Here is a 25,960-nt window from a genome sequence, read left to right on the forward strand (position 1 = left end):
CGCCGCAGTAGACGGGCCCGCACGGAGAAGGGATCAGACGCCGGTGAAGGTCGGCGTCACCAGGCCCGTGCCCGCGATCTTCCGCGAGTGGGCGTACCGGTTGTGGGTGTAGGCGTAGTAGCCGTAGACCACGAGCAGGACGCCCAGCGAGGCCGCCTTGGTCTGCTCCGCCCGGATGTACATCGGGGCGTCCGGGTCCTCCCACAGGTGGCACTCCTGCCGGTCCACGAGGTAGATCTCGTCCTCGTTGGTGCCGGCGCCGAGGTTCGTCGCGATGTTGTTGTCGACGATGACCGGCGTGCCGTTGGGCAGGACGCCGCGCACGCCGCGCCCGTAGGCGGTGGCGTAGTTGGCGCCGAGCGTCTGCGCGATGACGCCGGGCTGGGTGATGAGCGGCCACGTGGAGCCCATGGCGTTCTGCATCCAGTACCAGCGACGGGAGTGCATGACCGCGATGTTGTCGCCCGAGGCCATGTCGAGCATGGCGGCCTCGACGCCCGCGAGGGCCTCGATGACCTTGGGGTACAGCTCGGCCGCGGTGGGCGTGCCGTCGGTGTACGCGACGGTCGTGGCCACGTTGGTCAGGCCGGTGGCGGCCTGGTTGAGCAGCTTGCCGTCGAGGTTGGTGTGGTACCGGCGGAACAGGTCGTCCATCACGACGGCCTCGACGCCGGCGCCGCGCTCGATGGCCTGCCGGGACAGCGTCTGCTGGCCGGCTGCCGTCTGCACGTTCACCGTGTGCAGGGTGTCGTCGATGTCCTGCTCGGTCACGGCCGCGTTCTCCGCGGACTGGTTGTCCACCGCCGTCGACGTGGTGATGCGGGACAGGTTGACCGTCATGCCCTGCGGGGGCAGGTCGTGGTTGCGGCAGGCGTCGGCGAAGGGGCGCCGGGCGGCCGCAGCGGGGGCGTACATGTCGGTCAGGTACTGCGGGACCACGAGGCCCGCGAACGCGCCCGTACCGGCCGCACGCTGGAGCTGGTCGCCGCGTTCGGTGCGCTCCTCCTGCATGTGGCGCTGAAGGCGGCTCTGCGCCTCGTAGTCGCCGAGGAACGCGGCAGCCACGTCCCTCTCGAACATCGCGCCGCGCCGGTCCTGGTCGGGCCGGTACGTGCGCTCGTCCTGGCCGACGCGGTGCACCTGGTCGTAGGCCGGGGCCCGGGTCGCGGCCGGGGTGGTGCGGGCCTGGAGGGCGGCGAGCTCGTCCTCGCGGGCCTGCTCCGCTTCCAGGTCGGCCAGGGCCTGCTGGCGGCGGGTGACCTCGGCGTCCGCTGCGTCGCGGGTGGCGACCCGCGCGGCGACCGCTTCCTCGGTCAGGTTCTCGTCGGAGCGGAGCGCCATCAGCGCGTCCTGCTCCTGCTGTCGGGTGGTGATCGCCGTCTCCAGCGCGGTGCGCGCCTGGGCGATCATCTCAGCGAGCGTCATGGCTCGGCTCTCCTTCGGTGATCGGATTCAGACGCCCCGTGTCCAGGTCAGACGGCCACCCGAGGCATGGCGCCGGGCGGACTCGTGCGCGCAGAGCGCAGGGCAACAACTCCCGCCGGGCGGCGGGAAGATCAGGGGTCAGCGGGCGAGCGCGATCTCCAGCAGCGCCCGGGCCCGGCTCGACGTCGGGGTGGCCGCGGGCTGGCGCATGCTCGCCCCGGTGTAGGGGTTCGCGCCGTAGCCGACGATCGCGACGTCCCCGCGGTGGATGTCATACCGGTTGATCCGGTACTCGGTGTAGTCCGGGCTCCACTGGCCCGACTCGATGCGGAACGCGAACGACATCTCGTCCACCAGGCCCGATCGCAGCTTCGGCGCGATGTAGGCGACGTCGTAGTCGTTCGGGTCCAGGGCGGGCGCCCGGACGTCCAGGCCCTGGGCGCTCTCCGTCAGGAACAGCGTGCCGGTCGTGGTGCGGGCCAGACGCCGCAGTTGGTCGTGCCCGAGGACCAGCGGCACGTCGAGGTCTGCGCGGGCGAGGGAGTCGGATCCGGCGCCCTCGGTCACGATCTCGGTGTACGGGCCGAACATGTCCCACATCTCGTAGGCCTGCTCGTACACCGACGCGCGGCCCACGAACTCCAGCGCCCCGGAGTCGCCGGTCTCGCGGACCTGGACGCCGGACAGGGTGGCCCGGACGGTGGCGCGCGCGGCGGCGTGCTCGGCGCAGCGGCGCTGCGAGGGACGGTCGGCGCGCTGACGGACGTGCTGTTGGCGTTCGGCCGCGGCGGCGGCGAGCGCGGGTGTGGTCATGGCGTAGCTCCCGGTACGGCGGTCGTGGGCTGGGCGGGGACGGAGCGCGAGCCGAACAGCCGGTCGAACTCGGCGAGCTGGTCCTCGGTGAAGGGCGGCAGGTTGTCCAGCGCCCGGGCCTCGGACGGGGCCAGCGTCCGGTTGGTGATGCGAGCGCCGATCGTGCGGGCGCGGGCTTCGGGGTCCATGCGCAGCAGCGCATCCGTGTTGAGCTTCACGAACCGCGGGCCGGACACGAGGCGCCGGCTGAACGCGTCCTCACGCCGTCCGACCGCGGGCCCCAGATTCATGATCAGGAACTGGAGGTTGCGCTGGCTGATGTTCGCGTAGGTCACCGAACTGCCCGAGACGGCAACGTCGACCAGGTCGCCGGGGACACCGAAGAACCGGGCGATGTCCTGCGCCCCGTACTGCCGGGCTTCAAGGAACGACGACTGCGAAGCCACCGCCTGGATCGGCTTGTACTCCCAGTCGACGCCGTGGACGAACAGGCCGCTGGAGTCGACGGCCGCCTTGAAGTTCTCCCGGGCGATCCGGGCCGCGTCCTTGTCGACGACCTTCTGGTTGTTCTTCAGCTCGGCCAGCGGCACCGCGCCGCCGGCGAACCAGTCGCGGGCGAACTGCTGGGCGGACAGGGTCTCTTCGATCGTCCACGCGGCGAACGCCACCGGGGACAGGCCGAGCGGGCATCCGGCGACGGTGTACTGCTTCTCGTGCCAGACCTCCCACGGCTCGTACTCCTTGCCGTTGATCACGAACTTCGTGATCGTGGGACCGGTGCCGCGCACCGTCACCGAGCCGAGCTCCACCAGGTCGATACGTCCGGGCAGACCGCGACCGTCGGGGCCGATGACGCCGGTCCGTTCGGTGATGATCCCGAAGTCGTTGCCGCCCCGGTCCAGGTCGAACTGGGTGGAGTAGACCCACTCCTTGATGCCCATCTCGGCGCCGCCCGGGGATACCAGGACGGGCGGCTTGGGCACCTCGACCTGCATGCCCTGCACGTACCGGAACACGTCGATCGGGAAGCTGGACATGAGGTCGGCCCGCAGGCGCAGGCACGCCCACACCGCGCTGTTGCGCAGCGCGGTCTCGTTGGTGACGTGCACGCGGCTGCTGCGCCGCTCCCGGGACTGCGCGAGCAGATCTTCCGGGGACGTGATCTGCGCCTCGCGGGTGAACGCGCCCTTCAGCTTGGACCAGGCGCCCATGTCCACCTCCCCTCACGCGAACGAGTCCGCGATGTCGTAGTCGTCGATCACGTGCGGGCCGCGGATGACCAGCGCCCAGCGGGCGAACGTCGCCGCGCACAACGGGCTGATGTCGACCAGGGAGTTGGTGCGGTCCAGCGTCCACGCGTCGCCCTGGCGGCGGGTGCGGGCGCCGTTCACCGCAGCGGTCAGCGGCACCTGGTCGAGGTGGACGACCGTGCCTTGGTTCATGGCGTCGGCCAGCTGGCCGCACGCCTCCGTGATGTCCCCGGACCGCATGACCGCCAGGTCGCCGCGCTCCGGGTGCTCCTTGTCCTTGGGCACGTCGATGCCCGCCGTGACCAGATCGTCGATCAGGGATGCAGCCGGTGACCCCGAGGCGACCGCCACGGCGACAGGGCTCCACAGCTTGTGCAGCCGGGCCATCGCGGGTACCACCCAGTCCGTTCCGGGCCGGTGAGCCACGACCTCCACGTGCACTCGGCCGTCGGGTCGCAGCGATGCGGCGGAGATCGCCGCCCGCTTCCGGTCCTGCGACACGTCCAGCGCGAGGGCCACGCTCGTGGCCACGGGCTTGCTGTCCGCGTCGACGAGGCCCGGCCACTTCGCCTTCGGCACGTTCGGGTCCGTGGGCGGTGTCGGCTTCCTGGTGCGGTTCAGATAGGCCCGGTCGAACTCGGCCGGGTCCATCTTCTCCAGCTCGGCCGCGATGACCTCCTCGGTCACCGTGAAGCCCAGCGCGGGCAGTGTCGCCCGCCACGTCGCCGGGTCGGCCCGGTCCATGTCCTCCGGGGCGAACCACTCGAAGTAGCAGGCCCGTGGCCGGGGCGCCGCGAGGTCGACGGCGAGCGCCTCGAACAGCGCCTCGATCAGCGCGCGGCCCATCTCCCGCTTCTTGTTCAGCCACACCGACTTCGTGGTGCCGCCCGCCGACGCCCACCACAGCTGCGCCATGGCCCGGGTCAGCATCGCGGGGCTGAACGCCTGCTCCAGGCGGTCATCTTCGTGCGCGAACGCCTCGTCGATGAACCCGAGGTCGAGCGGCGGGCCATGGCCGGCCTTCTCGGTGTTCGCGGTGATGCCCATGCGCGAGCGGGTCCGAGGGAAGAGGATCGCCTCGTTGCCGTTCGACTTCCGGATGCGCGCGTACTTGGCGAGGTCCGAGCTGGAGATCTTCTCCCAGAACTCGTCTTCCCACCGCTGCCGGGCCATGCCCCGGGTCTGCGCGGCGTAGACGATGTTCTGCCGGGGCCACGCCATCGCCCGGTGTACCTGGGCGCCCAGGGTGAGCTCGGTCTTGCCCTGCTGCCGGGAGACGGACAGGCCGACCTCACGGTGCGCGAACAGGCCCGTGTCCGGGTCGAGCTCCAGGGCGACGTCGGACACGTACTTCTGCCAGGGCATCGGCGGGGCGCCGAGCTTGGTCATGACCTTCCACAGCTTCGGCCCCAGCGACGGCCGGTCCGGGTGGCGCGGCGTCCCCCAGCGGGGCGGGCAGGTCAGCCCGTACCGCTCGTACAGATCCTCGGCGAACTCAGTCGGGGGAGCCCAGGTCTCCGAGGTCGTCGTCATCGTCCGGCGCCCGTCCCTCCAGGATCTGGGCGAGCGTCTGCCGGAGCTCGCGGGCCAACTGGGGGAGCAGCCGGTCGTCCTGGGCGACGGGTTCGCCGCACGTCTCGCACTCGGCGGTCCGTGCGGCGTCGATCCGGCCGGCCAGCGCGTAGGCCAGCTCTGTGAGCGAGGGCTCGACGCCGACCAGGTCGCCGAGCTGCTCGATGTCGCTGCGGACGGCGTCCTCGACGGCCCCCATGCCGACCCCCATTCCATGATCATCCGGGGTCATCGGCCCGGGGGGAGAAAAATAAAAGCTGGGCGCGGGGTTGCGATATGTCCGATTTCTAAAAACGCGCGGGAGATCCCGGTCGGAACGATCGGATCATGCCTCTGACCTGCATTGATGTCACAAGGCAATCGACTCGAAGGGCACGCCGTGCTTGGCCTTGAGCTCGATGGGGTCGGGCATCTCCCGCCTGGGGATCCACCCGCTGCTGTACCCGCAGTTGCACATCAGGTGCACCATGCCGACGGCGCGGTTCTCCAGCCACGATGCGCCATCGGCGTCGGCCGGCCCGGGCCTGCTCTCGATCTGGTTGTGGATGTGGAGCCGGTGCCCCTTGCTCCAGTCCAGGCCGCGCGCCCTGCGTTCGTCGGCCTCGCGCTCTTCGGCCTCTTCGGGGGTGATGGCCATGGCGTTCCTCTCTACGGTCCGGCGAACCAGTCGACTGACGTGACCAGCTGCACCACCTCGGACAGCGGACGGTCGCCCTTCTCGCTGTTGCACTTGCGGAGGCAGACGGGGCAGCCGGCCACGCCGTGGATGGGTGCGACGTTGTCGGGGTCGAGGCGGGCGCCGCCCTTGCTGACGGGGATGACGTGGTCGGCGGTGTCGGAGGCGCCGTGGCCGCAGACGATGCAGACGTCGGATGCGGCGAGGGTGCGGGCTCGGAGCTGGCGCCATGCGTAGCTAGTGAGCTCGTCGCGGTTGGTGGCCACGCTCACCCCCGAGCACGCGGAGGCCCGGCGCGCGGTGATGCGGCCGGGCCTGGGCGGGTTGGATCAGACAGCGCGGAAGAGGCAGACGAGAGCTACGCGTTCGCCGGTAAGGGCCTTGCCTTCGGCGGCCGCCATCTGGTCCAGTCTCCAGCCCTGCTGCTCGACGGCTTGGATCTGGTCGGCCATGCCAGTCATGGGCGCAGTGGCCTTGCTGTTCATGTTGGCCTCGATGAACTTGTAGATGAGGACGCTCTGGCCGCGCTCTCGCGCCTTGCGTGCCTCGGTGCCGGCGGTCTGCGCCTTGGCGTCGTTGATGAACCCCATGGTCCCCCCTTGGAGCGTGGCGATGAGGGGCTCAGTGTCGCGTCAGTTCTGCTCGCGTGTGGGTGGTGTGTCCGTCCTGTGACACGACGAAGCCCCGTCCGGGGGGACCGAGCCGGGGCTTCGTGTGCGTCTGTGGTGCCCGCTTCGGGGCACAGTTGTTCACCGAGATCGTGACACGGCGTCTGACCTGCGGTCAAGCAGTCACGGCTTCGCGGCGTTTGGCGAGCAGGGCGGCGACGTCGGTGACGGCGTAGCGAGGGTGTCGCGGAGTGCCGCCAGAGCGCCTGAGCTGGCCGCGCTGCACGAGCTTGCGGACGCCCTCGGGTGTGATGCCGAGGGCGCGGGCGACGTCGCGGGTGCCGTACTGGCCAGATAGGTCCATGACTCCATGGTGCGGCACGGTCAGTCCTGCGGGTGGCCGCAGTCCTTGACCCACCAGCCGCACACCTTGCAGTAGTCGTAGGTGGCGGTGAGGAGGCGTCGGATCATCGGTCGGCACCTCCCTTGCGGGTGAGCGGGAACACGCGGTTCAACACGGCCTGGAGGCGCTGCCGTTCGGTGTCCTCGGCAGGCTCGGGTGTTGGGTCGGGCTCGACGGCCGGGGGTTGTTGGTAGATGCACATAACCCCGTTCGGGTCCTGAGCCCCTCTCGCCTTCGCGGCCCTGCGACGTGCAGCTTCGCCGGATTCGGGGGCAACCCCTCTCGGTGGGGGAGGGGCGGACGAATCGGACATGCGGCGCGCCGACCGGAACAGGGCGACCACCCCGGAAACGACCAGCAGCAGCACACCCACGGCTTCGTCGATGGCGAACGCGATCGCCACCACCACCCCGGCGAGGACGACCAGCACGCACGCCCCAGCGACCGCCGAGCGCTCCTCCTCGGGCTCCTCGTCGGCGCTCACACGAACACCCCGTACAGCGCGCCGCCGAGCCAGTTCGCGGCCGTCGCAAGCGGCACCGCAGCGAACCCGGCGACACCGGCCGAGGTGCCGAGCATCAGCCCGCACCATGCACCTGCGGTGATCGACTTGCCGTGCTTCGACTTCTTCGCTGTCACCATCACGATCACCGTGAGGATCAGGACGAGAGCGCCGCCGGTCTGGGTCAGGGGCAGGTAGACGGTGCCACCAGCGCGCTGTCCAGCGTCCGTGCCGACACCCCAGACGAGGGCCACGTCCCCGAGCCACGAGGTGATCCACACGGCGGAGCGGGCGATCCATCCGATGATGCCGCCGATGCCGAGGACGGTGAGGGCGCCGTATGCCCAGGCGCCGAGGAACGGGGCCAGGTCGGAGGCGTGGCGGACGGGGTCCTTCATGAGGGCTTTGCGCCCGGGCCACCAGTGGGCGACGAAGCGGGCAAGGATCATCAGTCCGACGGTGACGCCGCCGATGGTCAGGTAGGTCATGCGAGGGTCCTTCAGCGGAGGACGGCCACGCCGAGCGCGGCCAGGGTGAGGATGAAGGCGACGGTCCCGGTGATCCGGGGGATGTCGTGGAGCGCGACGGCGCACAGCCCGAGGAGGCCGGCCAGCGCGCTGGCGGCGAAGAACGCGGCGAGGATCACGAGCCGACGAGCCCCGCCTGGACGCGCTGAGCGCGTGGCTGGCCGATCGAGTACGTATCCCGCAGGGCCCGGATCGAGGGTGCGCGGCCCTCGGCGAGGAGGTCGGCGAAGTCCGTGCGGGCCTTCTCGATGAGCTCGTCCTGGGCGCCGTCGGCGCGTTCGTACCCGGGCGGGAGCGGAAGCGTATCCGGTGTATCCGCGTCCGTATCGGGGGCGGCTACGGAGTCCGCAGGCCTGTCGTGTTGATCCTGTTCACGGCCGGGATACGCGGCGATACGCGGCAGCTCGGCGAGGGGCACGAACGGTCCCAGCGTGGGCAGCGCGGAGGGCTCTTCGATGGGCTCGGGGGCGGGCGTATCCCGGTGTACCTCGACGGGCGGATACGCCTCGGGTACGGCGGATACGCCCGGTGCCGGAGCGGGAGCTGTTGCAGATGAAACAGCCGCTTCTGAGAGCCGGTGTACCCGCCACAGGACGAGCGGGGCAACCGCGGAGACGGATACGACGAGCGGCACGGATACGGGCAGGAGGCCGACCTCGACGAGGTGACTGGCCGCGTTGACCCCGATCAGGGTGAGGACAACCGCGAGGACGTCCCGGCGGGCGCGGAGGGCGGCGAGGGCGTACACGTCGAGGGCTGCTGGAACGCCCGCGGCGACGTAGGTGCCGAAGCCGCATGCGACGGCGAGGTGGTACTCGGCGGACGCGAGGACGACGAGGACCGCGGCAAGTGCGGCCCACAGCAGGGGGTCGCGCTTCACTGGCCACCTCCGGCGAGGATCTCGGCGAGCTGGCGGCCGAGGGCGCGCAGCTGCTCCGCCGACTCGACGAGGGCGTCGGCGAGTTGCTCGACCTCGTCGGGGGTGTACGAGCCGGTGAAGTTGCCGTCCTCGACGTAGAGGACGGGGCCGGGCTGGTGCTCGGAGAAGGGGGACGACGAGATGAGCGCGCGGAGCGTCTGGAAGCCGTGGGCCTCGAGGACGTGCTCGGGCCCGTAGTGGGTGATGTCGACCTTGTACTGGGCGCGGTCGTCGGGGTGGCCAGCGCACCAGTCGGGCTCGTCAATCGTGAGTGGCTTGGTGACGAAGACGTTGACGGTGGCCGTGCGCGGTTCGATGCTCACCGGCCCTCACCTCGTTCGACGGCCTGGGCCGGGCGAGGGTGGGGGATCTTCGGGATGACGGGCTTGTTGTCGTCGTCGTCCCAGGCGATGGGGGTGGGGTGCTGGTTCATCGGGCACCCGCCTTGCGGATGCTGCCGGTGACGCCGGCCTGGGTGACGCGCACGGTGAGGGTGCGGCCCGGGGTCCGGCGGATGATGCCCGCGGCGATGAGCGTGCGGGTCGGGGTGGTGCCGCGCGAGGGCGCGGGCATGGAAAGATCGGTCATGCCGACTCCTGCTGTGATCAGGATGTTCGGTAGAGGGTCGGGCGGCGCGCGCGCCTCCTCGGTGCTCCAACACCGTGGAGAGCTGTCGTCCGGCCCTCGCTGTCTATTCGGTTGTGGTGGCGTCCGTGCCGGACGCTGTTTTGCGGTCCTGCTTCTTGAGCGCCTTGTCGACGGCGTTCCAGCTCCGGCCGAGATCGCGAGCGACCTCGGCGACGGTGCCGAGTTCTTCGACGCCGTCCCGGAGGGCTTGAGCTCGTCGTGTGGCGGACTCGGAGGCGAGGATGCGCAGCTGCTCCAACAGCTGTTCTTCCTCACGGACTCGTTCCCGCCAGGGCTTGGCGTTCATCGAGATCAGAGTATCCAACCCCGGGGTGGGATACAAGGAGGTCACGCCGATTCCCGTGGCTGATAGTGCTGGAGCAGCAGGAGATCCTGCTCGGTCCGGTACGCCGTCCCGCACCACTGGCACCGCACCGGGTCGCCCGGCAGCCGGGACAGGACCGCCCCGCACACGGCGCCCTGATCGTTGGTCACCGCGATGCACACGCCGAGGCGCTGACGGCGCGGCACCGGATCCCCCACGACCGTGCGGGCCTGCGCCTCCAGCTCGCGCACCTCGCGGGCCAGGTCGCCGACCGCCGGGTAGTGCATGGCAACCCAGGTCAACTCCATGGCCAGCCACCGGCAGTCGGCCGCGAGACCGGCCGGGGGCGGAGCCGCGTGCTGCGGCCAGCGCACCCGCTGCACGTCGACGCGCCACAGGTGCATGACCTCACCGGCCCGGGTCATGTTCACGGTGTCGAGGACGTCCTCGTCGAGCGGCGAGCGCGGGCCGGCCGCTCCTCGGGTGGAGACGATGTCGCCCCAGCCGCGGCCGCGCGGCACCAGGCACTCGGCGACCTCGGAGTACACGACGGGCAGTTCGTCAAGGCGCCGGGCCAGGGCGACGGTGTCGCGCTCGCACAGGTAGCGGTTGTCCGTGTCGCTCTCGCACATCTCGCAGGCGGTCACACCCGGCTCCGGAGTCGGAGCTGGTACGTGCGGAGGCTGTTGTGGAAGCGGTCGGCGTTGATGATCCGCCACTGGCTTCGAGCCCTCGCAGCGTCCCGGCGGGCGTCGCGCCAGTTCCAGAAGGCGTGCAGGCTGGCCACGAGCTGGGCGCCGAGGCTGAAGCCGACGCACAGCATCTGGATCTCGTTCGGGGTCACGTCCGCCTCCTAGAAGGGGGGCTCGTCGGAGTGGCCGCCGCCCTGTTGGGTGGCCTGCTGCGAGGGCGGGGGCGACCCCCAGCCGCCGCCCTGGTGCTGGCCGTTGGCGGGCTTGGCTCCGGCCCATGGGTCACCGGCGGGGCGCTGCTGCTGTCCGCCGCCGCTCGGGTTCTTCTCGACCTTGGCGGTGGCGCGGGCGAGAGTCGGGCCGACCTCGTCGACGTCGAGTTCGTACACCGTGCGCTTCACGCCCTGGCCGTCCTCGTAGCTTCGCTGCTTGAGGCGGCCCTGAACGATGACGCGGACGCCCCGGGCAAGGGACTCGGCGACGTTCTCGGCGGCCTGGCGCCACACCGAGCAGGTGAGGAAAAGGCTCTCGCCGTCCTTCCACTCGTTCGTCTGCCGGTCGAACACGCGCGGTGTGGACGCGATACGGAACTTGGCGACCGCCGCGCCGGACGGGGTGAAGCGGAGCTCGGGGTCGTCGACCAGGTTGCCCACGACAGTGATCACGGTCTCGCCTGCCATCAGTTGGTCTCCTTCGAGATGGTGGGGTTGGAGGCTGGGGCCGCCGCGCCCGGGTCATGGTTGGGCCGGTAGACGACGTGCCGGCGGTAGCTCTTGAACGAGTCCTCGTCGAGCACGATCGGCAGACAGAAGTTGCCGCCGTCGACGACGGGCAAGAGCGTGTCCTCGCCTGCGCGGGTGATGGCGGGCATCCAGGCGATGACGGGGTCGAGGTCGGTCTCGTCGGCGAGGTACTCGGATACGTACCAGCCGGGGGCCGCTGGGATGAACTCGGGCATTGGAGCGCCTCCTGTGACGGGTGTGGTGACCTCGTCCCGGGGCTGTGAGGCTGGGGAGCTTCCTTCAGTGACCTCGTCCTCGTCCCACCTAAAAGAGTGGGACGAGGGACGAGGTTTCACTGACCTCGTCGGGACGAGGTGGGGACGAGGTCGGGACGAGGTCATTCGGATGGGGTATCGACCGCGGGTTCGGACGCGGCGGGGATGGAGTGGAGAGTGGAGTTCCGGGGCCCGGGCTTCGCTGAGATCTGCCCGCTGTCAACCAGTTCGGCGACGGCGCGCCGGATGTCGGCGGCTTTGCCCGTGACTCGGTCCTCGATGCCCTTGCCGGTGAGGGCCTCGGGGGCGCGCTGGACGGCCTCCAGGACCTTCCGCTTGAGCCCGCCGATGCGCTTCTCTTCCTCGTCGGCCTCGCGGTCCTCCTCGTCGCGCTGGATGGGCGCGTAGAGGTGCGCCTCGGCGTACTCCTGGGTCTCGGACTTGACGACCAGGTCGGCGTACCAGTGCATGCCGCTGGAGTGCGACAGGCCGTTCTTACGGATCTGGCCAGGGCGGTCCTTCGCGACACGGACCGTCGACTTGCCCGTGACGCCGATGCCGAAAGGGCGACGGTTCTCGAGCATGTACATCACGCCGTTGAGGCCGTTGAGCTTGTGGACGCCGCCGATGCTGTACCGGCCGCGGTTTTCCGAGGACTTGACGACATGGTCGAGAGTGACGACCGCGGCCCCGGAGTTCATGAGCGGGCGCAGCAGCTGGCGACCGAACTTGGCGACGTCGGTGTTGTCCTTGAGCTCCAGGCCCAAGAGGCTCATGCCCTCGGTGACGCCGTCGACGATGGCCAATGTGGGGCTGTGCTCCAGGATCATGGCGAGGTCGATCAGGTCGATGTCGCTCGGGCTGTTCTCCGGGCGGACGTAGTGGAAGCGCTCCAGGACGTCGTCGGGGTGCGCGCCAAGACAGAGCAGCCGGCCGACGACGCCGCCCGCGTCGTCCTCGAAGTCGAGGTACAGGACGTGGTTGCCGTCGTTGATCTCCTGGAGGCAGGCGATGAGCGCGAACCAGGTCTTCCCCGCCTCGGACTCGCTCGCCACGCTGTTCATCCGGCCCGGATAGAACAGGCCGACTCCGTCGTCGCGGCGGCCCACGGTGGGCTGTGGGGGCCGGTACGAGCCGTCGAGGACCGACCGCAGGTCTTGGGCGCCCCAGGTGCGCGGCGCAGTCTCCTTGGCCGCGGGCTCCGCGTCGACGTCCTGCCAGTCGACGGGCGGCTCCTCGCCGTCCGGACCGAAGTAGGCGTCCATGGCCTGGTCGAAGTCGGTCGTCACGCCACCCACCTCCGGTCGCTCGGCCGAGTCGACGCGCTCTCGAACGAGGCGCGCGCCTCCGAGTCGGTGAGGCCCACGGCGGAGGCCGCCGAGAGCAACCCCACCTCGGCCTCGGCGAGGCCGATGAGGTTCTGTGCGGCGAGCTCGTGCGCTCGGCAGGACGCGAAGAAGAAGGCGTTGTTGCGGTTGCCCTCGTGCGAGTCCATGACGTGCTGGACGAGGTCCGCAACGGTCCACAAGCGTCCGCCGCCCGGCCGCTGACCGCGTCGGTCCTGAGTGGGGAATCGGTGGCGGGGAGTGGCGCGCGCCGGCGGGAGCTGACGCCGCTGCTTCCGTGGCAGCAGTGACTCGGGCCAGCTGACCGTCGGCGCGATGAACGCACCGTCCCCGGCCCACTGGTAGCGGGCCCCGGAGAAGTTCACCGAGGGGGCGAGCAGGATGTAGCCGTTGTGCTTGAAGTCGATGCCAGGACCGCCCAGGCCGGGCAAGTCGAAGTCGGGGGAGCAGTACAGCATGTGCAGTCCGCCGCCAGCCGTGAGCTGCATGGTGGTGCCGGGCAGGACGCCGACTCGCTTCTCCAGGGCTTCGTAGGACGCGCGGCCGCCGTTGCGGGGGTCGATGTCGACGACGGCCCACCCGTTGAGCTTGCAGGGGGCCCCGATGTTCGCGTCGGGTTCCTCGCGCCACCAGCGGCGGATGAGGGTGATGTCGGTGGTGGCTGCCCAGAAGCCGTGGCAGGTGGGCACGCCGCACCGGCACTCCTCGGGGCGGTGCTTGACGTACAGGCTGCTCTGCCGGTCGCAGCGCGGGCAGTTGGCGTAAGGGGTCTTGTTCCGGCGGACGCGGAAGACCTTGATGCCCGCTTCTGCGTAGGCCTCGGCGGCGGCCGGGAGCTTCGGTGGGATACGGAGGCCGACGGACACGACGTGCTCTCTTCTACGAGCTCTGGATCGGGAGTTCGCGGGGTGCTGGCCAGGCGCCGCGGGGGGACGTCGGCGCCTGGCCAGCTGCTCAGGCGGTATTTCGCTTGGCGCGGGCGATCTCCTCGGCGGCCGCGGTGATGCGGTTGCACCAGTTGCGGGCGGTGGTGATTACCGTCAGCGGGCTGGGCTGCTGCTCCAGGTCATGCCGGACGGAGTCCATGACGAGTTCGTGCAGCGCCTTCTCAGACGCGCGCTTCACGTACAGGTCGTCCTCAGCCGCAGTGTGTTCGACCTCCAGCGCGTCGAGGTCTACAGGGCGTTCGACCGGCCACCGGCCGGGGCGGTGCTCGGTCATGCTGCTGCCCTCCGGGCCTCGGGCTGGTGGAACGCGGTACGGATCACGGCGCGCTGCTCGTCGGTCAGCGGCGGGGCGGAGTCGACGATGCGCTCGATGCGCGCCCAGTAGGCGTCGTTGCGGGCGTCGTCGTCGAAGCGGCGGGGACGGTCGGGGGCGCCCACGAGCTGCGCACCCCCGACCGTCACGGTCGTATTCGCCGCGTTCACGAACGCCCCTCGTGGTCCGCGAACACTCGGTCGGCCAACTCGTCGACCTGGTCCAGAAAGACCCTCAGCTCCGCCGTCTTCCGCCGCACGGAGGCCGCGTCGCTGAACTCGGCGTCGCCGAGGCAGACCGTCGCGCGGGACTCCTCCCCGGAAGCCACGACCATCGCGGCGTCGATGAGCGTTCCCCGGCCGGTCTCGTCCATGACCTTCAGCAGATCGAACCCGCTGTGGTCGTAGTGCGGGCCGGTCTCGGTGCAGTCGCGGTAGATCGGGCACCGGTCGTTTTTGCTGCACTCGCGGATGATGAGCTGCGCGATGGCGCCGAGGGTGCCGTCCGGGTCGGGGGACTCGGCGACCTGCTTGCGGACCTCGTTGAAGAACGCGTCGAGGGTGGGGCTGCCGAGGCCAGCGGCGTTCATCTCGGCGTGGTTGGTGTCGAGCTGCTGGAGGATGTCGGCGGTCGTCATGCCGTCACCGCCGTCCGGTCGACGTACTCGGCGCGGCGCTGGACCAGCTCGGCGTGCACTCTGCGCAGGTTGTCGAGGCGCCCGGCCAGGGTGTTGATGACGGTCTCCAGACCGTCGGGGTCGAGCGGGGAGATGTAGTGCTCGTCGAGGACTTCGACCACGGCGAAGGGCAGGCGGCGGGCGAGCTCGGCGGCGAAGGGCTGGACCTCGATGAACGCCGTGAGGATGCGGAAGTCCTCGGGGGTGCCGGTGGTGTCGACCGGCAGCGTGACGGCGTCACGGTTGCCCTGGGTCCAGCAGAAGACGTCGACGGGGTGGGTGGGGGTCTCGCGATCGTTGTCGTGGTTGATGGTGCAGCCGGGCAGGCAGGTGACCTTGAGGGACTGCCCGGTCTCGGAGCTGGTGAACGACCAGGGACTCGGCGTAGTGGGGGTGCGCTGAGCCGTCGGGTGCAGCGTCGCCGTTGACGCCGTGGTGCCGGGCTGTACGGTTGTCATTGAGACGTCTCTTTCCGGCGGCGGCACTGATGGGGTGGCTAGACCCCGGGTGCCGCCGTCTTGCTGGTTAGCGCTGGTTGGTGAGGGCGTTCTCGTTAGGCGGCGTCGGGTGGCTAGACCCGGCGCCGCCGCCGTTGGGGTCGATCCCGAGCGCGCGCAGCAGGTCCGCCCGGGTGACTCGGTAGGTGTGTCCCACTCGGAGAACGCGCACCGGGTACTCGCCCTGCTTGGCGAGCTGGAACCCCTTGGTGCGCCCGAGCTGGAGTGCCCGGTTGGAGGTCTCCAGGTCGAAGGCGACCGGCAGCGCGAGGAGTTCGGTGAGCTGCATGCCGCGAGGTGGGCTTTCCGTGGACGTGGTGGCCATTGCTTCCTCTGTGCTGATGAGTGCTGATCTGTGGTGGAGCAGTCCTCGCCGTGCTAGTCCGTGACGTTCTGGAAAAAGCGAGAACGTAGTGGGCTGGTGGGACGACAGTACACCTGGCTGTGGGGGTGTCAAGCGGTTCTGTGCTTGGTATGTTCAGTCCATGACGGACTATGACGAACGATCACGGGAACTGGTCGACCGCAAGAAGGACCAGGTCGACCTCGATGTGCGGGCCGTTGCCCTGAGCGAGGAAGAGGATGGCCCTGTCGACCACCCCTATGAGCATGTGGATAGCGAGTCTCTGGCCAGCCACAATCTGAAGGTCATCCGGATGCAGCTCGGCGTTTCGCAGCAGCAGATCGCGGACCGGCTGCCGACGGTCCATGGTGGAGTGGTCCGCCTTGCTCAGACTCAGATCGCGAAGATCGAGCGCGGCGAGCGCCCCTGGCGTGTCAACGAGATGTTCGCCATTGCCGAGGCTCTAGGGGTCAACTGGACGGAGCTGTTCCGAGGCGGCCCGCGAGACCCGGAAGCCAATGATGACCACCTCGTGATGCTCGGCGCCCGGAACAAGTACCACCAGGCGCAGCAAAGGGCTGCGGCAGCGAAGGAGAACTGGGTCCAGGCGGAGAGGGAGGAGCTCAGGGCGGGCATGGAGATGGCTCGCACCGCCGCCCGGCTCGGTATCGAAGATCCGACCGTCCTCAGGTTCCTGGAGTTCCAAGGCGAAGCCCTTGTCTTCATGGAGGGCGAGGATCAGCGGGTACGGGACCACTTGGCCACCTTTGATTTCGACGCGCGCACCAAGGAGATCGAAGAGCGCGGTCGGGCGGCTTGGGAGAAGCTCCTGGAGGAGGCCAGGGCTGAGGCGTCGCAGGCGCCGGCGGAGGGTGAAGCCTGACGGTGGTGAGGTTCGGTTGGGTCATATTGGCGCAACTCCTTGTCAAGGTTGAGCCTGGATGGTCCGGCGTGGCTGGACCATACGTCACGGGTTGGCACGGCGCAACCCATGCCGTACCTTGCGTCAATATGGAGCAACTGGACTGGATGGCACGGGTCGGCACGGGGATCGCCCGGGAGATCCGGCGACATCGCCTTGCGGCAGGCATGAGCGCGCAGCAGCTATCCGATGCATGCGCGGAACTCGGAGCAAACATCCCCCGTACCGTCATTTCGAATATTGAAAACGGCAGGCGGACCAACGTGTCTGTTGCCGAGGTTATGGTTATTGCGCGCGCGCTCGGGCAGCCGCCTGCGGCGCTCGTATTCCCGGCCGGGTATGTGAATGAAGTCGAGTACCTGCCGGAAAAGAAAACCGATCCACTTGAAGCCGTCGACTGGTGGAGCGGGGAGCGTCTGCCGCCCGATGCGCGGGTGGTATTTGAGGAGCGCAGGGGCTTCTCCCGGGCTACCTACCCTGGCGGGATCAACGCGCATCAGCAATGGGCGATCAACATTGCGAGGAAACATCGCGCTGTCGTGAACCGGATTACGAATCATTATCGGAGCGCGTTTGAGAGTCAGGTAATTGAGGCGACGGTCGGCGAACCTGACAACGAAAGTGCCGTCGCTCGTGCTGTCGCAAAGCAGCTGGAGTACTACCTCTACGATCTGCGAGAAGAGATGACGAGGCGTGGGCTCGTACTACCCGAACTGCCGCCCGGAATGAAGCTCGAAAAGCGGCCGGACGAGCACATTGAGATCGACGACAGCGGCGAGATCGTCAGCCGCTGGACCCAGCACGGCCCTCAGCCGTTTTGACACCGGCGGCCTCAGTGCTGCTGGCCCCGCTTCCAGTTGAAGACCACGGCGTCGTAGTCGAAGTACCCGCCGTCCGGCATCCGCCCCGGCCTCGGCGTCCTCAGCGTCACCTCGACCAGCGACCGCAGCACCGTCCGCTGCTGATCCAGCCCGAGTGCCTTCCACGCCTTCCGCACATCCGGCGCCCCCACCAGGCCGGCCAGCGGATCCCGGGTCACCGCGCGCGCCAGCTGCTGCGTGATCCCGTCCAGCTGCGCCCGAGCGGTCTCCATGCCCTCGGTGAAAGGCCCTAGCTCCAGCTGCCCGGCACCGAACAGGCCGCCGAGGTCCCGCATCCGCTGCCGGACCGCCTCGCCCTCCGCCTGGAGGCCGGCCACGTCCACGCCGTCCGGCGCGGGCTCCAGCAGCTCGTGCGCGTCGTCCCGTGACAGCCGCTCGACGATCGTGTCCTCGACGTACTGGTCGACGATCTCAGCCCGCCGACCGCCGCCGTGCCCGGTCGGGCACCGGTACGACGGATACGAGCGGCCACCGGACTGTGTGACGGTCATCCCCTCGCCGCACTCCCCCCGCCCGCACACGTACACCAGGGAGCCCAGCCACTTCGGCTGCGCCCCGCGGTTCACCGTGCGGCCCGGGTCCGACAGGATCGCCACGACGGCCCTGAACTTCGCCTCGTCGACGATCGGCTCCCACTTCCCGCGCCCGACCTCCTCGCCCTTGTAGACGGCGATCCCGGCGTTCCTGGGGCGCATCAGCATGTCCCGCATGTCGGTGTGCGTGACGGGGTTCCCGCGGGTCGTGGTGACGCCCTTGTCGGCGCACCACTTCACGAGCGAGCGGATCGACCCGCCGGACAGGATCTCGTCCGTCCAGTAGCGCAGCGCCTCGGCCTCCTCGGGCACGGCCTTGAGCATGTCGAGCTCGGGCACCTCCAGCTCTTCGCCGCTCTTCCGGTCGACCTTGGTGCGCACCTCGCCGGTGGGCACACCCCAGCCGAACGGGCGGATGCCGCCCGCCCATTCACCGGCCATGGCCTTCTGCTGCCGGGCCCGGGCGACGCGGTGGCCCTTGTGCTCGGACTCCTGGCGGGCGACGGCGCCGAGGATGCGCGCGGTCATCCGGCCGGACGGCGTGGCGAGGTCGATCGTCCCGGCCTGCACGGTGTGAGTGGAGATCCCGCGCCGGTCGGACAGCTCGATGTACTCCTCCAGCTCGACGATCGAGCGGGTGAGCCGGTCGGTGTGCCACACGATGACGACGGTGGCCTTGCCGTCGTCGAGGTCGGCGAGCATGCGCCGGTAGTCCTTGCGGAGCTTGCCGGAGAAGGCGCTCACGTCGTTGTCGACGTAGGTCTCGATGACGTCCCAGCCGTTCCGCTCGGCGAGGGCCTCGCAGTCCTCGCGCTGGCGGTCGACGCCGAGGCCGGCGCCGGTGCGGTCCTGGCTGATGCGGCAGTAGATGACGGCGCGGGTCTTGCCGCCTGCGGCAACGTCGACGGCGGAGCGGAGAGTTGGGCTCATGCTCCCGAGTCTGCCGGATTAGTGGTGTCACTGTCAGGGGTTCGGGAAGACGACGCTGCTGAGCGCGCTGCTGGGGCTCGTCGGGCCGGGCGAGCGGATCGTGCTGGCGGAGGACTCGGCGGAGCTCAGGCCGGACCATCCGCACGTCGTCCGGCTGGAGACCAGACCCGCCAACCAGGAGGGCGCCGGACTCGTGACGCTGGAGGACCTGGTGCGGCAGGCGCTGCGGATGCGGCCCGACCGGCTGGTCGTGGGCGAGGTGCGCGGGCGTGAAGTGGTGGATCTGCTGGCCGCCTTGAACACGGGTCACGAGGGCGGCTGCGGGACCGTGCACGCGAACGCGGCGGCCGATGTCCCGGCCCGCCTGGAGGCGCTGGGGACGGCCGCCGGGCTCGACCGGGCCGCGCTGCACAGCCAGTTGGCGGCCGCGCTGTCGGTCGTACTGCATCTCGTGCGCGACCGGACCGGGCGACGGCGGATCGCCGAGGTGCGGGTGCTGGAGCGGGACGCCTCGGGGCTGGTGCGGACGGTGCCGGCGCTGCGGTGGGGCGCGGATGCGTTCGTGCACGAGCGGGGGTGGGAGCGGTTGCGGGGACTGCTCGGGGAAGCGAGGGCGTGGTGAGCGGGATGGGTGAGATGTCGGTGGCGGCGGCTGTGGGCGCGGTTGCGGGGGGCCTTGGTCTGGCCGTGTGGCTGTGGTGCGGGCGGCGGTCCGGGCTGCGACGGGCGCGGGCGCTGTTGCAGGGCGGTGGCGTGGTGGGGGCCGGGCCGCCGGGCTTGCGGCACCTGGTCCGGGAACTGCGGCGGGTTCGTGGGCGGCTCGGGTTCGAGTGGGCGGCGGCGGGCGTCGGGCTGGTGCTGGCCGTGCTGGGGGCGTCGGTGCTGCCGGTCCTCGCGGGGGCGGCCGGGGTGCCGTTGCTGCGGCGGGTGCGGTTGGCCCGGGAGGCGCGTCGGGTGCGTGAGCGGCGGGCCGACGCGGTGATCGCGCTGTGCGCGGCGGTCGCCGGGGAGGTGAGGGCGGGACGGCAGCCGGGGGAGGCGCTGGTGGTGGCGGTGCGGGACGTCGAGGGGGTCGGGATGAACGGGGTCGGGGTGGCCGAGGTTGGGGCGCCCGGGGGCGGGGCGACCGGCTCGGGTGGGCTCGGGGTCGGTGTGAAGGGCTCGGGTTGGCTCGGGGGCGGAGTGAGTGGCCTGGGTGGGCTCGGGGTCGGGGGAACGGGGCCCGGAGCTTCCGGAGGCGGTGGGCTTGGTGCTGCTCAGGCCGTCGTGCTGGCGGCGGCTCGGTTCGGTGGGGATGTTCCGGGGGCGCTGGCCGCGGCGGCTCGGCGGCCGGGGGCCGAAGGGCTGCTGGGGCTCGCCGCCTGCTGGCGGGTGGCCGTGGATCAGGGCGCCGGGCTGGCGGCCGGGCTTGATCGGCTGGAAGGGGCGTTGCGAGCCGAGCGGGATCAACGGGCTGATCTGCGGGCGCAGTTGGCCGGAGCTCGGTCCACGGCGTGGATGCTCGCCGGGCTGCCGGTCCTGGGCCTGGGCCTCGGTGCCGCTCTCGGTGCCGATCCCCTGCGGGTCCTGCTGCACTCGGGGGCCGGGCTGGGCTGTCTGGTGGTCGGCGGACTGCTGGAGGGCCTCGGGATGTGGTGGGCGATGCGGATCGTGCGGGGAGCTGAGGCGGCGTGAGCGCGGAAATCGTCCACAGGCTGGGGGTGGTCGTGGGGGCGGCGACGGTCGCCGCCTGGCTTGTCCGGTGGGGTGCCGCGGCCCGGCGTGAGCGGAGACTGCGCCGGAGGGTGGGCGAGTTGCTCGCGGCTGCGGAGGCCACGGTCGACGGTCCGCGGTTCGTGGGGCGGGAGTTCGCGCGGCGGTGGCTGCCCGTGGCCGGCGCCGGGTGTGCCGGGTGGGTGCTGGTCGGTGGGGTCCCCGGGCTTGTGGTCGGCGTGGTCGTCGCGGCGGGGTTGTGGCGGTGGCGGCGCCGGGAGGCGTCCGGCGTCGGTGCCCGGGAGGCCGACGTGCGCGAGGCGGCCCGGCAACTCCCCCTCGCCGCCGACCTGCTGGCCGCCTGCATCGCGGCCGGGGCCGGTCCGGTGATCGCGGCGCAGGCCGTCGGTGAGGCACTGGGCGGACCCGTCGGAGAGGGCCTCGCGCGCGGGGCGGCGGAAGTACGGCTCGGCGGTGCACCGGGCGATGCGTGGCGAAGGCTCGCCTCGACTCCGGGAGCCGCACCACTGGCACGGCTGCTGGCACGCGCCGATGTGACCGGGCTGCCCGCGGCCGCACCGGTCGCCGGACTCGCCGCGGACGCCCGCGCCGACTGGGGACGCGCGGCGACGGCACGGGCGCGCAGGGCCGCGGTGCTGGTCACCGCGCCGGTGGGGCTGTGTTTCCTGCCCGCGTTCATCGCCGTCGGCGTCCTGCCGATCGTGATCGGGCTCGCGGGCGGAGTGCTGGGAGGAGGTGGGCGATGACGGACGGCGGCCGGTGATCCGGCGGACGAGCAGCAGACAGGCATGCGGGCAACAGGACTGAACCTCACGGGGGTTGAGATGTACAAGACGGTACGGGCGCGGATGCGTGCCCTGATGTGCGGTGTGATGTGCCGGGCGCGGTGGGCGCGATCGGATCGGTCGACGCGCCGGGACGCGGGGATGGTCACCTCCGAGTACGCGATGGGGATCGTCGCGGCGGTGGCGTTCGCGGTGGTGCTCTACAAGGTGGTGACGAGCGGGGCGGTCAGCGCGGAGCTCCAGGCCATCGTGAAGCAGGCGCTCGATGGGAAGGCGTGAACGGGCGGCGGACCAGGGGTTCGTGACGGCGGAGTCCGCCATGGTGCTGCCGGTCCTGGTGATGTTCGCGATGGCGCTGGTGTGGGGGCTGCTCGTGGTGGCCGCACAGATCCAGTGCGTGGACGCGGCCAGGACCGGCGCCAGGGCGGCGGCCCGTCAGGACCCCACCGACGCGGTCGTCCGGGTGGCTCGGGACACGGCACCGCGCGACGCGGAGGTCACGGTCGCCCGCGAGGGCGACCGGGTCCGCGTGGTGGTCGTGGCGAAGCCGCCGGCGCTCAGCGGTCTGCCGTTCGAGGTGCGGGAGGAGGCCGTGGCGTTGGCGGAGGAGACGGTGGAGGGAGGGCGATGAGGAGGGGTGCGGCGAGAGCTCGGTTCGCGGGGGCCGCTGTCGCCCACACCCGAATGGCCCGCATCCGCCGCTCTGCCCACGCTCGGCTGGTCCGGATCCGTTGCGCTGCCGCTCGATTCGCCGGCGTCCACCTCGTCGCCACTCGTCCGGACCGTGGCTCCGCGACCGTCTGGAGTGTCGGTGCCGTCGCGGTGCTGTGCGTGGTGTTCGGGTGCGTGCTCGCCCTCGGGCAGGCCGTGGTCGTACGGCATCGGGCGGCCGGGGGTGCGGATCTCGCGGCGCTCGCCGCGGCGGACCACTGGGCCGACGGTCCCGGGGTGGCCTGTGCGCGGGCGGAGGAGGTGGCCCTGGCGCAGGGGACGCGGCTCGTGCGGTGCGGGATGGTCGGGGACATCTCGGACGTGACGGCGGCGTCGGGGCGGGGGCCGTTCACGGCGGAGATCCGGGCACGGGCGGGGCCCGCGGTGCCGGTGCCGGTCTCACCGGGCTTCGGGAGAGTCTCGGGTCCGGGCTTCGGGGGAGTCCCGGGTCCGGGCTACGGCGAAGCCCCGGGTCCGGGCGAGCCGCCGGCGTCCGAGGCTCCGGCTTCGGTGGCCGCAGGGGACCCGGCGCCGTCGGCCTCGCCGCCCTAGGCGGAACTCGGAGCCGCCCCGTCCTCCGGCGCCCCCCGCAACAGCACCGAGAGCAACCGCACCGCCCCCCTCTTGTGCAGTGGGTCGTTGCCGTTGCCGCACTTGGGGGACTGGATGCAGGACGGGCAGCCGGCCTCGCACTCGCAGGCGGCGATGGCCTCGCGGGTGGCCGTGAGCCACGCTCGGGCGGTGTGGAAGGCGCGCTCCGCGAAGCCGGCGCCGCCCGGGTGGCCGTCGTAGACGAAGACCGTGGGGAGCAGCGTGTCGGGGTGGAGGGGGATCGACACGCCGCCGATGTCCCAGCGGTCGCAGGTCGCGAAGAGGGGGAGGAGGCCGATGGAGGCGTGTTCGGCGGCGTGCAGGGCGCCGCCGAGGATCTCCGGGTTGATGCGGGCCTCGTCGAGCTGGTCCTCGGTGACGGTCCACCACACCGCGCGGGTGCGGAGCGTGCGGGGAGGGAGGTCGAGTTTCGTCTCGCCGAGCACTTCCCCGGTGATGAGGCGTCTGCGCAGGAAGGAGACCACTTGGTTGGTGACCTCGACGGAGCCGTAGCACAGGCGGCCGTCGCCCCAGGGGAGCTCGACGTCCGTCTCCAGGACGGAGATGGCCGTCGTGTCGCGGGCCACCGTCGAATAGGGCGGGTTCGCCTCCGTGACCAGGGCGACCGAGTCCTCCAGGTCCAGGGAGCGGACCAGGTACGTGCGGCCCTGGTGAAGGTGGACCGCGCCCTCGTGGACGGTGGTGTGGGCGGCGCCCGCGTCGACCGTGCCCAGGAGCCGGCCGGTGCCGGACTCGACGATCTGGATCGGGCTGCCGCCCTGGCCGCGGATGTCGGCGAGGTCGGCGGCCGACTCCCGGCGGGTCCAGTGCCAGGCCTTGGTGCGGCGGCGCAGGAGCCTCGCCGACTCCAGCTGCGGCAGCAGGTCCTTCGTCGCGGGGCCGAACAGCTCCAGGTCCTCGTCGACCAGGGGCAGTTCCGCCGCGGCAGCGCACAGGTGCGGGGCGAGGACGTACGGGTTGTCGGGGTCGAGGACCGTGGACTCCACCGGCTGGTCGAAGAGGGCCTCGGGGTGGTGGACGAGGAAGGTGTCCAGGGGGTCGTCGCGGGCCACCAGGACGGCCAAGGCGCCCTGGCCGGCACGTCCGGCGCGGCCCGCCTGCTGCCACAGGGACGCGCGCGTGCCGGGGTAGCCGGAGATCAGGACGGCGTCCAGGCCCGAGACGTCGATGCCGAGTTCGAGGGCGGTGGTGGCGGCCAGGCCCAGCAACTCTCCTGAGTGGAGGGCCTGTTCCAGGGCGCGGCGCTCCTCGGGGAGGTAGCCGCCGCGGTAGGCCGCCACCCGGCGGGCCAGGGAGCGGTCGACCTCGGCGAGCCGTTCCTGGGCGATCACCGAGATCAGCTCGGCGCCGCGCCGGGAGCGGACGAAGGCGACCGAGCGCACGCCCTGCACGGCGAGGTCGGTCAGCAGGTCGGCCGTCTCGGCGGTGGCCGTACGGCGGACCGGGGCGCCCTTCTCGCCCTGCATCTCCGTCAGTGGCGGCTCCCAGAGGGCGAATACCAGTTCGCCACGGGGTGAGGCGTCGTCGGCGACCTCGACCACCGGGAGGCCGGTCAGGCGGCGGGCGGCGACAGCGGGTTCGGCGGCGGTCGCGGAGGCCAGCAGGAAGACGGGGGAGGCGCCGTAGCGGGCGCAGAGGCGGCGCAGGCGTCGCAGGACCTGGGCGACATGGGAGCCGAAGACGCCCCGGTAGGTGTGGCACTCGTCGATGACGACGTACTTGAGGGCCTTCAGGAAGGAGGACCAGCGGGGGTGGGAGGGGAGTATCCCGCGGTGCAGCATGTCCGGGTTGGTCAGGACGTAGTTGGCGTACTGGCGGATCCACTCGCGTTCCTCGAACGGCGTGTCTCCGTCGTAGACCGCGGGGCGCACCGAATTGCCGAGCGGTTGTGAAAGTTCCTTCACCGAGCGGCACTGGTCCGCCGCCAGGGCCTTGGTGGGAGCCAGGTAGAGCGTGGTGGCGCCGCGGCCGTTCGGGGCCTCGGAGCCGTCGAGGAGTGTCGAGAGGACCGGCACGAGGTACGCCAGGGACTTGCCGGACGCGGTTCCGGTGGCGACGACCACCGAGTCGCCGTCCAGGGCGTGCTCGGCGGCCTGTGCCTGGTGGGCCCAGGGATGATCGATCCCGCACGCCTGGACGGCCGCGACGACCTCCGAACGAATCCGGTCAGGCCAGACGGCATGGCGACCCGCACGTGGGGGCAAGTGCTCCGTATGAGTGATGCGCGCAGCCCGGCTCGGCCCGGCGGCGAGCCGGTCGAGGACCGTGCTCGGCGCAAGGCGGGAGCCGGGGTCCGTCGAGGGTCGATCGGATCGGAGATTCTTGGCCATCGGCACCGAGTGTGTCACTGGCGTGACGGACAATGGGACCAAGGCGTCGTGCACGCCTGCCGGTAAGTGATTGAATGCCATCGCGGCTGGCGAACCGTCCCGGGGGCTCTGCCGAGGTGTCCCGAGGGGCGACCGCTCGATAGCAAGGTGCTGGAGGATCCGTGGACCTGTCCCTGTCGACCGAGACCGTCGGCGATCGCACGATCGTCAGGGTCGGTGGCGAAATCGACGTATATACCGCGCCCAAGCTGCGCGAGCAGCTGGTCGAGCTGGTGAACGACGGCAGTTTCCACCTTGTCGTCGACATGGAGGGCGTGGACTTCCTCGACTCCACCGGGCTCGGCGTACTGGTCGGCGGCCTGAAGCGTGTGCGTGCCCATGAGGGCTCGCTGCGCCTGGTGTGCAACCAGGAGCGCATTCTCAAGATCTTCCGTATCACCGGCCTCACCAAGGTGTTCCCGATCCACACCTCGGTCGAGGAAGCGGTGGCGGCGACCGACTGACCCGTTCCCGGGCCCGTGCCCGGGGCGGCGAAGCACGCCGACAGAAGCAGAAGGAAGGGGGTCCGGGCTTTCGGCGGCCCGGTCCCCCGACAGCACGCCCGTAGTTCCGAGGGGGATGCATGGCCACCGTTGAACTCCGCTTCAGCGCGCTGCCCGAGCACGTCAGGACCGCCCGACTGGTGGCGGCAGCGGTGGCGCGCAGGGCCGGAGTGGACGAGGCCGTCCTCGACGAGGTCAGGCTCGCCGTCGGCGAGGCCTGTACCCGTGCCGTGGGACTGCACCAGAGCGGCGGCATCACCGCGCCGGTCCAGGTGCTGCTGATCGAGGAGGAGAAGCAGTTCTCCATCGAGGTCGGCGACGAGGCGCCGCGTTCGGCCCCGGGCGACCGGGCTCCGGGCGCTCAGGGTGAGGACCCCGACGTGGAGACCGAGGAGGACGAGATGGGCCTCGCGGTCATCAGCGGCCTCGTCGACGACGTCGAGGTCACCGCAGGGGAGCACGGCGGACAGATCCGTATGACCTGGCCGACCACGCCGCCGGCCGCAGTGCTTCCCTGATTGCACCATCTGTTCGACATGCGGA

The 25,960-nt window shown here is 70.9% G+C and carries 38 protein-coding genes and 1 pseudogene; 10 read left to right on the plus strand and 29 right to left on the minus strand.

From position 1 onward, the window contains the following. Nucleotides 1-33: 33 nt before the first annotated feature. The 27 genes from ACFULQ_RS34375 to ACFULQ_RS34505 all read right to left on the minus strand — a co-directional run bounded on the left by ACFULQ_RS34375 (nucleotide 34) and on the right by ACFULQ_RS34505 (nucleotide 15,440). A complete protein-coding gene (locus tag ACFULQ_RS34375; protein WP_383551548.1) occupies nucleotides 34-1,425 on the minus strand; it encodes a hypothetical protein in 1,392 nt (463 codons plus the stop codon). A 138-nt stretch (nucleotides 1,426-1,563) separates the two neighbouring features. Further along, nucleotides 1,564-2,238, minus strand: a complete 675-nt coding sequence (locus tag ACFULQ_RS34380) for an HK97 family phage prohead protease (protein WP_383551550.1) — start codon at nucleotides 2,236-2,238, stop codon at nucleotides 1,564-1,566. Next, on the minus strand, nucleotides 2,235-3,449 hold the full coding sequence (locus tag ACFULQ_RS34385) for a phage portal protein (protein ID WP_383551552.1): 1,215 nt from the start codon (nucleotides 3,447-3,449) through the stop codon (nucleotides 2,235-2,237). The genes ACFULQ_RS34380 and ACFULQ_RS34385 overlap by 4 nt, the downstream gene beginning before the upstream one ends. A gap of 12 nt (nucleotides 3,450-3,461) precedes the next feature. Continuing rightward, entirely contained in the window at nucleotides 3,462-5,021 is a 1,560-nt protein-coding gene (locus ACFULQ_RS34390) for a terminase large subunit domain-containing protein (RefSeq protein WP_383551553.1), read from the minus strand. Beyond that, nucleotides 4,984-5,271 carry a hypothetical protein gene (locus ACFULQ_RS34395; RefSeq protein ID WP_383551555.1) on the minus strand — a complete coding sequence of 96 codons (288 nt, stop codon included), beginning with the start codon at nucleotides 5,269-5,271 and terminating at the stop codon, nucleotides 4,984-4,986. The genes ACFULQ_RS34390 and ACFULQ_RS34395 overlap by 38 nt, the downstream gene beginning before the upstream one ends. A gap of 138 nt (nucleotides 5,272-5,409) precedes the next feature. Continuing rightward, a complete protein-coding gene (locus tag ACFULQ_RS34400; protein WP_383551557.1) occupies nucleotides 5,410-5,697 on the minus strand; it encodes a hypothetical protein in 288 nt (95 codons plus the stop codon). Nucleotides 5,698-5,708: 11 nt separating this feature from the next. Then, complete coding sequence (locus ACFULQ_RS34405; protein WP_383551559.1) at nucleotides 5,709-6,002, minus strand: HNH endonuclease; 294 nt, start codon at nucleotides 6,000-6,002, stop codon at nucleotides 5,709-5,711. 63 nt (nucleotides 6,003-6,065) lie between these two features. Further along, nucleotides 6,066-6,326, minus strand: a complete 261-nt coding sequence (locus tag ACFULQ_RS34410; RefSeq protein WP_383551561.1) for a hypothetical protein — start codon at nucleotides 6,324-6,326, stop codon at nucleotides 6,066-6,068. A 193-nt stretch (nucleotides 6,327-6,519) separates the two neighbouring features. Then, nucleotides 6,520-6,708, minus strand: a complete 189-nt coding sequence (locus ACFULQ_RS34415; protein ID WP_383551563.1) for a helix-turn-helix domain-containing protein — start codon at nucleotides 6,706-6,708, stop codon at nucleotides 6,520-6,522. A gap of 103 nt (nucleotides 6,709-6,811) precedes the next feature. Next, nucleotides 6,812-7,231: a hypothetical protein gene (locus ACFULQ_RS34420; RefSeq protein ID WP_383551565.1), complete on the minus strand. Its 420-nt coding sequence runs from the start codon at nucleotides 7,229-7,231 to the stop codon at nucleotides 6,812-6,814. Then, nucleotides 7,228-7,737: a hypothetical protein gene (locus ACFULQ_RS34425; protein ID WP_383551567.1), complete on the minus strand. Its 510-nt coding sequence runs from the start codon at nucleotides 7,735-7,737 to the stop codon at nucleotides 7,228-7,230. The genes ACFULQ_RS34420 and ACFULQ_RS34425 overlap by 4 nt, the downstream gene beginning before the upstream one ends. Before the next feature lie 11 nt (nucleotides 7,738-7,748). Next, nucleotides 7,749-7,895, minus strand: coding sequence for a hypothetical protein (locus tag ACFULQ_RS34430; protein ID WP_383551569.1), 147 nt, complete (start codon nucleotides 7,893-7,895; stop codon nucleotides 7,749-7,751). Further along, nucleotides 7,892-8,656, minus strand: coding sequence for a hypothetical protein (locus ACFULQ_RS34435; protein WP_383551571.1), 765 nt, complete (start codon nucleotides 8,654-8,656; stop codon nucleotides 7,892-7,894). The genes ACFULQ_RS34430 and ACFULQ_RS34435 overlap by 4 nt, the downstream gene beginning before the upstream one ends. Continuing rightward, nucleotides 8,653-9,018, minus strand: coding sequence for a DUF6907 domain-containing protein (locus ACFULQ_RS34440; RefSeq protein ID WP_383551573.1), 366 nt, complete (start codon nucleotides 9,016-9,018; stop codon nucleotides 8,653-8,655). The genes ACFULQ_RS34435 and ACFULQ_RS34440 overlap by 4 nt, the downstream gene beginning before the upstream one ends. 106 nt (nucleotides 9,019-9,124) lie before the next feature. Continuing rightward, a complete protein-coding gene (locus ACFULQ_RS34445) occupies nucleotides 9,125-9,283 on the minus strand; it encodes a hypothetical protein (protein WP_383551575.1) in 159 nt (52 codons plus the stop codon). 103 nt (nucleotides 9,284-9,386) lie between these two features. After that, entirely contained in the window at nucleotides 9,387-9,629 is a 243-nt protein-coding gene (locus ACFULQ_RS34450) for a hypothetical protein (protein WP_383551577.1), read from the minus strand. A 41-nt stretch (nucleotides 9,630-9,670) separates the two neighbouring features. Next, on the minus strand, nucleotides 9,671-10,294 hold the full coding sequence (locus tag ACFULQ_RS34455) for a hypothetical protein (RefSeq protein WP_383551579.1): 624 nt from the start codon (nucleotides 10,292-10,294) through the stop codon (nucleotides 9,671-9,673). Next, nucleotides 10,291-10,491 (minus strand): hypothetical protein, encoded by a 201-nt coding sequence (locus ACFULQ_RS34460; protein WP_383551581.1) that lies wholly within the window; start codon nucleotides 10,489-10,491, stop codon nucleotides 10,291-10,293. The genes ACFULQ_RS34455 and ACFULQ_RS34460 overlap by 4 nt, the downstream gene beginning before the upstream one ends. Nucleotides 10,492-10,500: 9 nt before the next feature. Next, the gene (locus tag ACFULQ_RS34465) at nucleotides 10,501-11,019 is read right to left on the minus strand and encodes a single-stranded DNA-binding protein (RefSeq protein WP_383551583.1); all 519 of its coding nucleotides are present in this window, start codon (nucleotides 11,017-11,019) and stop codon (nucleotides 10,501-10,503) included. After that, complete coding sequence (locus ACFULQ_RS34470) at nucleotides 11,019-11,297, minus strand: hypothetical protein (RefSeq protein ID WP_383551585.1); 279 nt, start codon at nucleotides 11,295-11,297, stop codon at nucleotides 11,019-11,021. The genes ACFULQ_RS34465 and ACFULQ_RS34470 overlap by 1 nt, the downstream gene beginning before the upstream one ends. Nucleotides 11,298-11,458: 161 nt before the next feature. Further along, entirely contained in the window at nucleotides 11,459-12,625 is a 1,167-nt protein-coding gene (locus tag ACFULQ_RS34475; RefSeq protein ID WP_383551587.1) for an AAA family ATPase, read from the minus strand. Continuing rightward, a complete protein-coding gene (locus ACFULQ_RS34480) occupies nucleotides 12,622-13,548 on the minus strand; it encodes a bifunctional DNA primase/polymerase (protein WP_383551589.1) in 927 nt (308 codons plus the stop codon). The genes ACFULQ_RS34475 and ACFULQ_RS34480 overlap by 4 nt, the downstream gene beginning before the upstream one ends. Nucleotides 13,549-13,636: 88 nt before the next feature. Next, nucleotides 13,637-13,903 carry a hypothetical protein gene (locus ACFULQ_RS34485; RefSeq protein ID WP_383551590.1) on the minus strand — a complete coding sequence of 89 codons (267 nt, stop codon included), beginning with the start codon at nucleotides 13,901-13,903 and terminating at the stop codon, nucleotides 13,637-13,639. Further along, nucleotides 13,900-14,112, minus strand: a complete 213-nt coding sequence (locus ACFULQ_RS34490; protein WP_383551592.1) for a hypothetical protein — start codon at nucleotides 14,110-14,112, stop codon at nucleotides 13,900-13,902. Before ACFULQ_RS34490 ends, ACFULQ_RS34485 begins: the two co-directional genes overlap by 4 nt. Then, nucleotides 14,109-14,579, minus strand: coding sequence for a hypothetical protein (locus ACFULQ_RS34495; protein ID WP_383551594.1), 471 nt, complete (start codon nucleotides 14,577-14,579; stop codon nucleotides 14,109-14,111). Before ACFULQ_RS34495 ends, ACFULQ_RS34490 begins: the two co-directional genes overlap by 4 nt. After that, nucleotides 14,576-15,076, minus strand: coding sequence for a DUF6907 domain-containing protein (locus tag ACFULQ_RS34500; RefSeq protein WP_383551596.1), 501 nt, complete (start codon nucleotides 15,074-15,076; stop codon nucleotides 14,576-14,578). Before ACFULQ_RS34500 ends, ACFULQ_RS34495 begins: the two co-directional genes overlap by 4 nt. A 67-nt stretch (nucleotides 15,077-15,143) precedes the next feature. Then, nucleotides 15,144-15,440 carry an integrase gene (locus ACFULQ_RS34505; protein ID WP_383551598.1) on the minus strand — a complete coding sequence of 99 codons (297 nt, stop codon included), beginning with the start codon at nucleotides 15,438-15,440 and terminating at the stop codon, nucleotides 15,144-15,146. Between the two features lie 160 nt (nucleotides 15,441-15,600). On the opposite strand from ACFULQ_RS34505, the gene ACFULQ_RS34510 reads away from it, so the two are divergent. Further along, on the plus strand, nucleotides 15,601-16,341 hold the full coding sequence (locus ACFULQ_RS34510; RefSeq protein ID WP_383551599.1) for a helix-turn-helix transcriptional regulator: 741 nt from the start codon (nucleotides 15,601-15,603) through the stop codon (nucleotides 16,339-16,341). Nucleotides 16,342-16,469: 128 nt separating this feature from the next. After that, entirely contained in the window at nucleotides 16,470-17,201 is a 732-nt protein-coding gene (locus ACFULQ_RS34515) for a helix-turn-helix domain-containing protein (protein WP_383551601.1), read from the plus strand. 11 nt (nucleotides 17,202-17,212) lie between these two features. On the opposite strand, the gene ACFULQ_RS34520 is transcribed toward ACFULQ_RS34515, so the two are convergent. Further along, a complete protein-coding gene (locus ACFULQ_RS34520) occupies nucleotides 17,213-18,724 on the minus strand; it encodes a recombinase family protein (protein ID WP_383551603.1) in 1,512 nt (503 codons plus the stop codon). A gap of 37 nt (nucleotides 18,725-18,761) precedes the next feature. Here ACFULQ_RS34520 and ACFULQ_RS34525 point away from each other — a divergent pair. From ACFULQ_RS34525 to ACFULQ_RS34550, 6 genes and pseudogenes are all read left to right on the plus strand, one after another. After that, a pseudogene (locus tag ACFULQ_RS34525) lies at nucleotides 18,762-19,346 on the plus strand (CpaF family protein); the annotation flags it as partial. Between the two features lie 5 nt (nucleotides 19,347-19,351). After that, entirely contained in the window at nucleotides 19,352-20,398 is a 1,047-nt protein-coding gene (locus ACFULQ_RS34530) for a type II secretion system F family protein (RefSeq protein WP_383551605.1), read from the plus strand. Continuing rightward, entirely contained in the window at nucleotides 20,395-21,183 is a 789-nt protein-coding gene (locus ACFULQ_RS34535; protein ID WP_383551607.1) for a type II secretion system F family protein, read from the plus strand. The genes ACFULQ_RS34530 and ACFULQ_RS34535 overlap by 4 nt, the downstream gene beginning before the upstream one ends. Nucleotides 21,184-21,261: 78 nt before the next feature. Further along, nucleotides 21,262-21,501, plus strand: a complete 240-nt coding sequence (locus ACFULQ_RS34540) for a DUF4244 domain-containing protein (RefSeq protein ID WP_383551609.1) — start codon at nucleotides 21,262-21,264, stop codon at nucleotides 21,499-21,501. Next, nucleotides 21,488-21,853 carry a TadE family type IV pilus minor pilin gene (locus ACFULQ_RS34545; RefSeq protein WP_383551611.1) on the plus strand — a complete coding sequence of 122 codons (366 nt, stop codon included), beginning with the start codon at nucleotides 21,488-21,490 and terminating at the stop codon, nucleotides 21,851-21,853. Before ACFULQ_RS34540 ends, ACFULQ_RS34545 begins: the two co-directional genes overlap by 14 nt. 95 nt (nucleotides 21,854-21,948) lie before the next feature. Continuing rightward, the gene (locus tag ACFULQ_RS34550; RefSeq protein ID WP_383551619.1) at nucleotides 21,949-22,485 is read left to right on the plus strand and encodes an Rv3654c family TadE-like protein; all 537 of its coding nucleotides are present in this window, start codon (nucleotides 21,949-21,951) and stop codon (nucleotides 22,483-22,485) included. Here ACFULQ_RS34550 and ACFULQ_RS34555 read toward each other — a convergent pair. Continuing rightward, entirely contained in the window at nucleotides 22,482-24,956 is a 2,475-nt protein-coding gene (locus tag ACFULQ_RS34555) for a DEAD/DEAH box helicase (RefSeq protein WP_383551613.1), read from the minus strand. The two genes, ACFULQ_RS34550 and ACFULQ_RS34555, sit on opposite strands and share 4 nt — an antisense overlap. Before the next feature lie 80 nt (nucleotides 24,957-25,036). On the opposite strand from ACFULQ_RS34555, the gene bldG reads away from it, so the two are divergent. Further along, on the plus strand, nucleotides 25,037-25,378 hold the full coding sequence (bldG, locus tag ACFULQ_RS34560; protein ID WP_006132569.1) for an anti-sigma factor antagonist BldG: 342 nt from the start codon (nucleotides 25,037-25,039) through the stop codon (nucleotides 25,376-25,378). 119 nt (nucleotides 25,379-25,497) lie between these two features. Next, entirely contained in the window at nucleotides 25,498-25,935 is a 438-nt protein-coding gene (locus ACFULQ_RS34565) for an ATP-binding protein (protein ID WP_383551615.1), read from the plus strand. Nucleotides 25,936-25,960: the final 25 nt, after the last annotated feature.

This window comes from Streptomyces sp. NPDC057253 (assembly GCF_042669125.1).
In the GTDB taxonomy this organism is placed as follows: domain Bacteria; phylum Actinomycetota; class Actinomycetes; order Streptomycetales; family Streptomycetaceae; genus Streptomyces.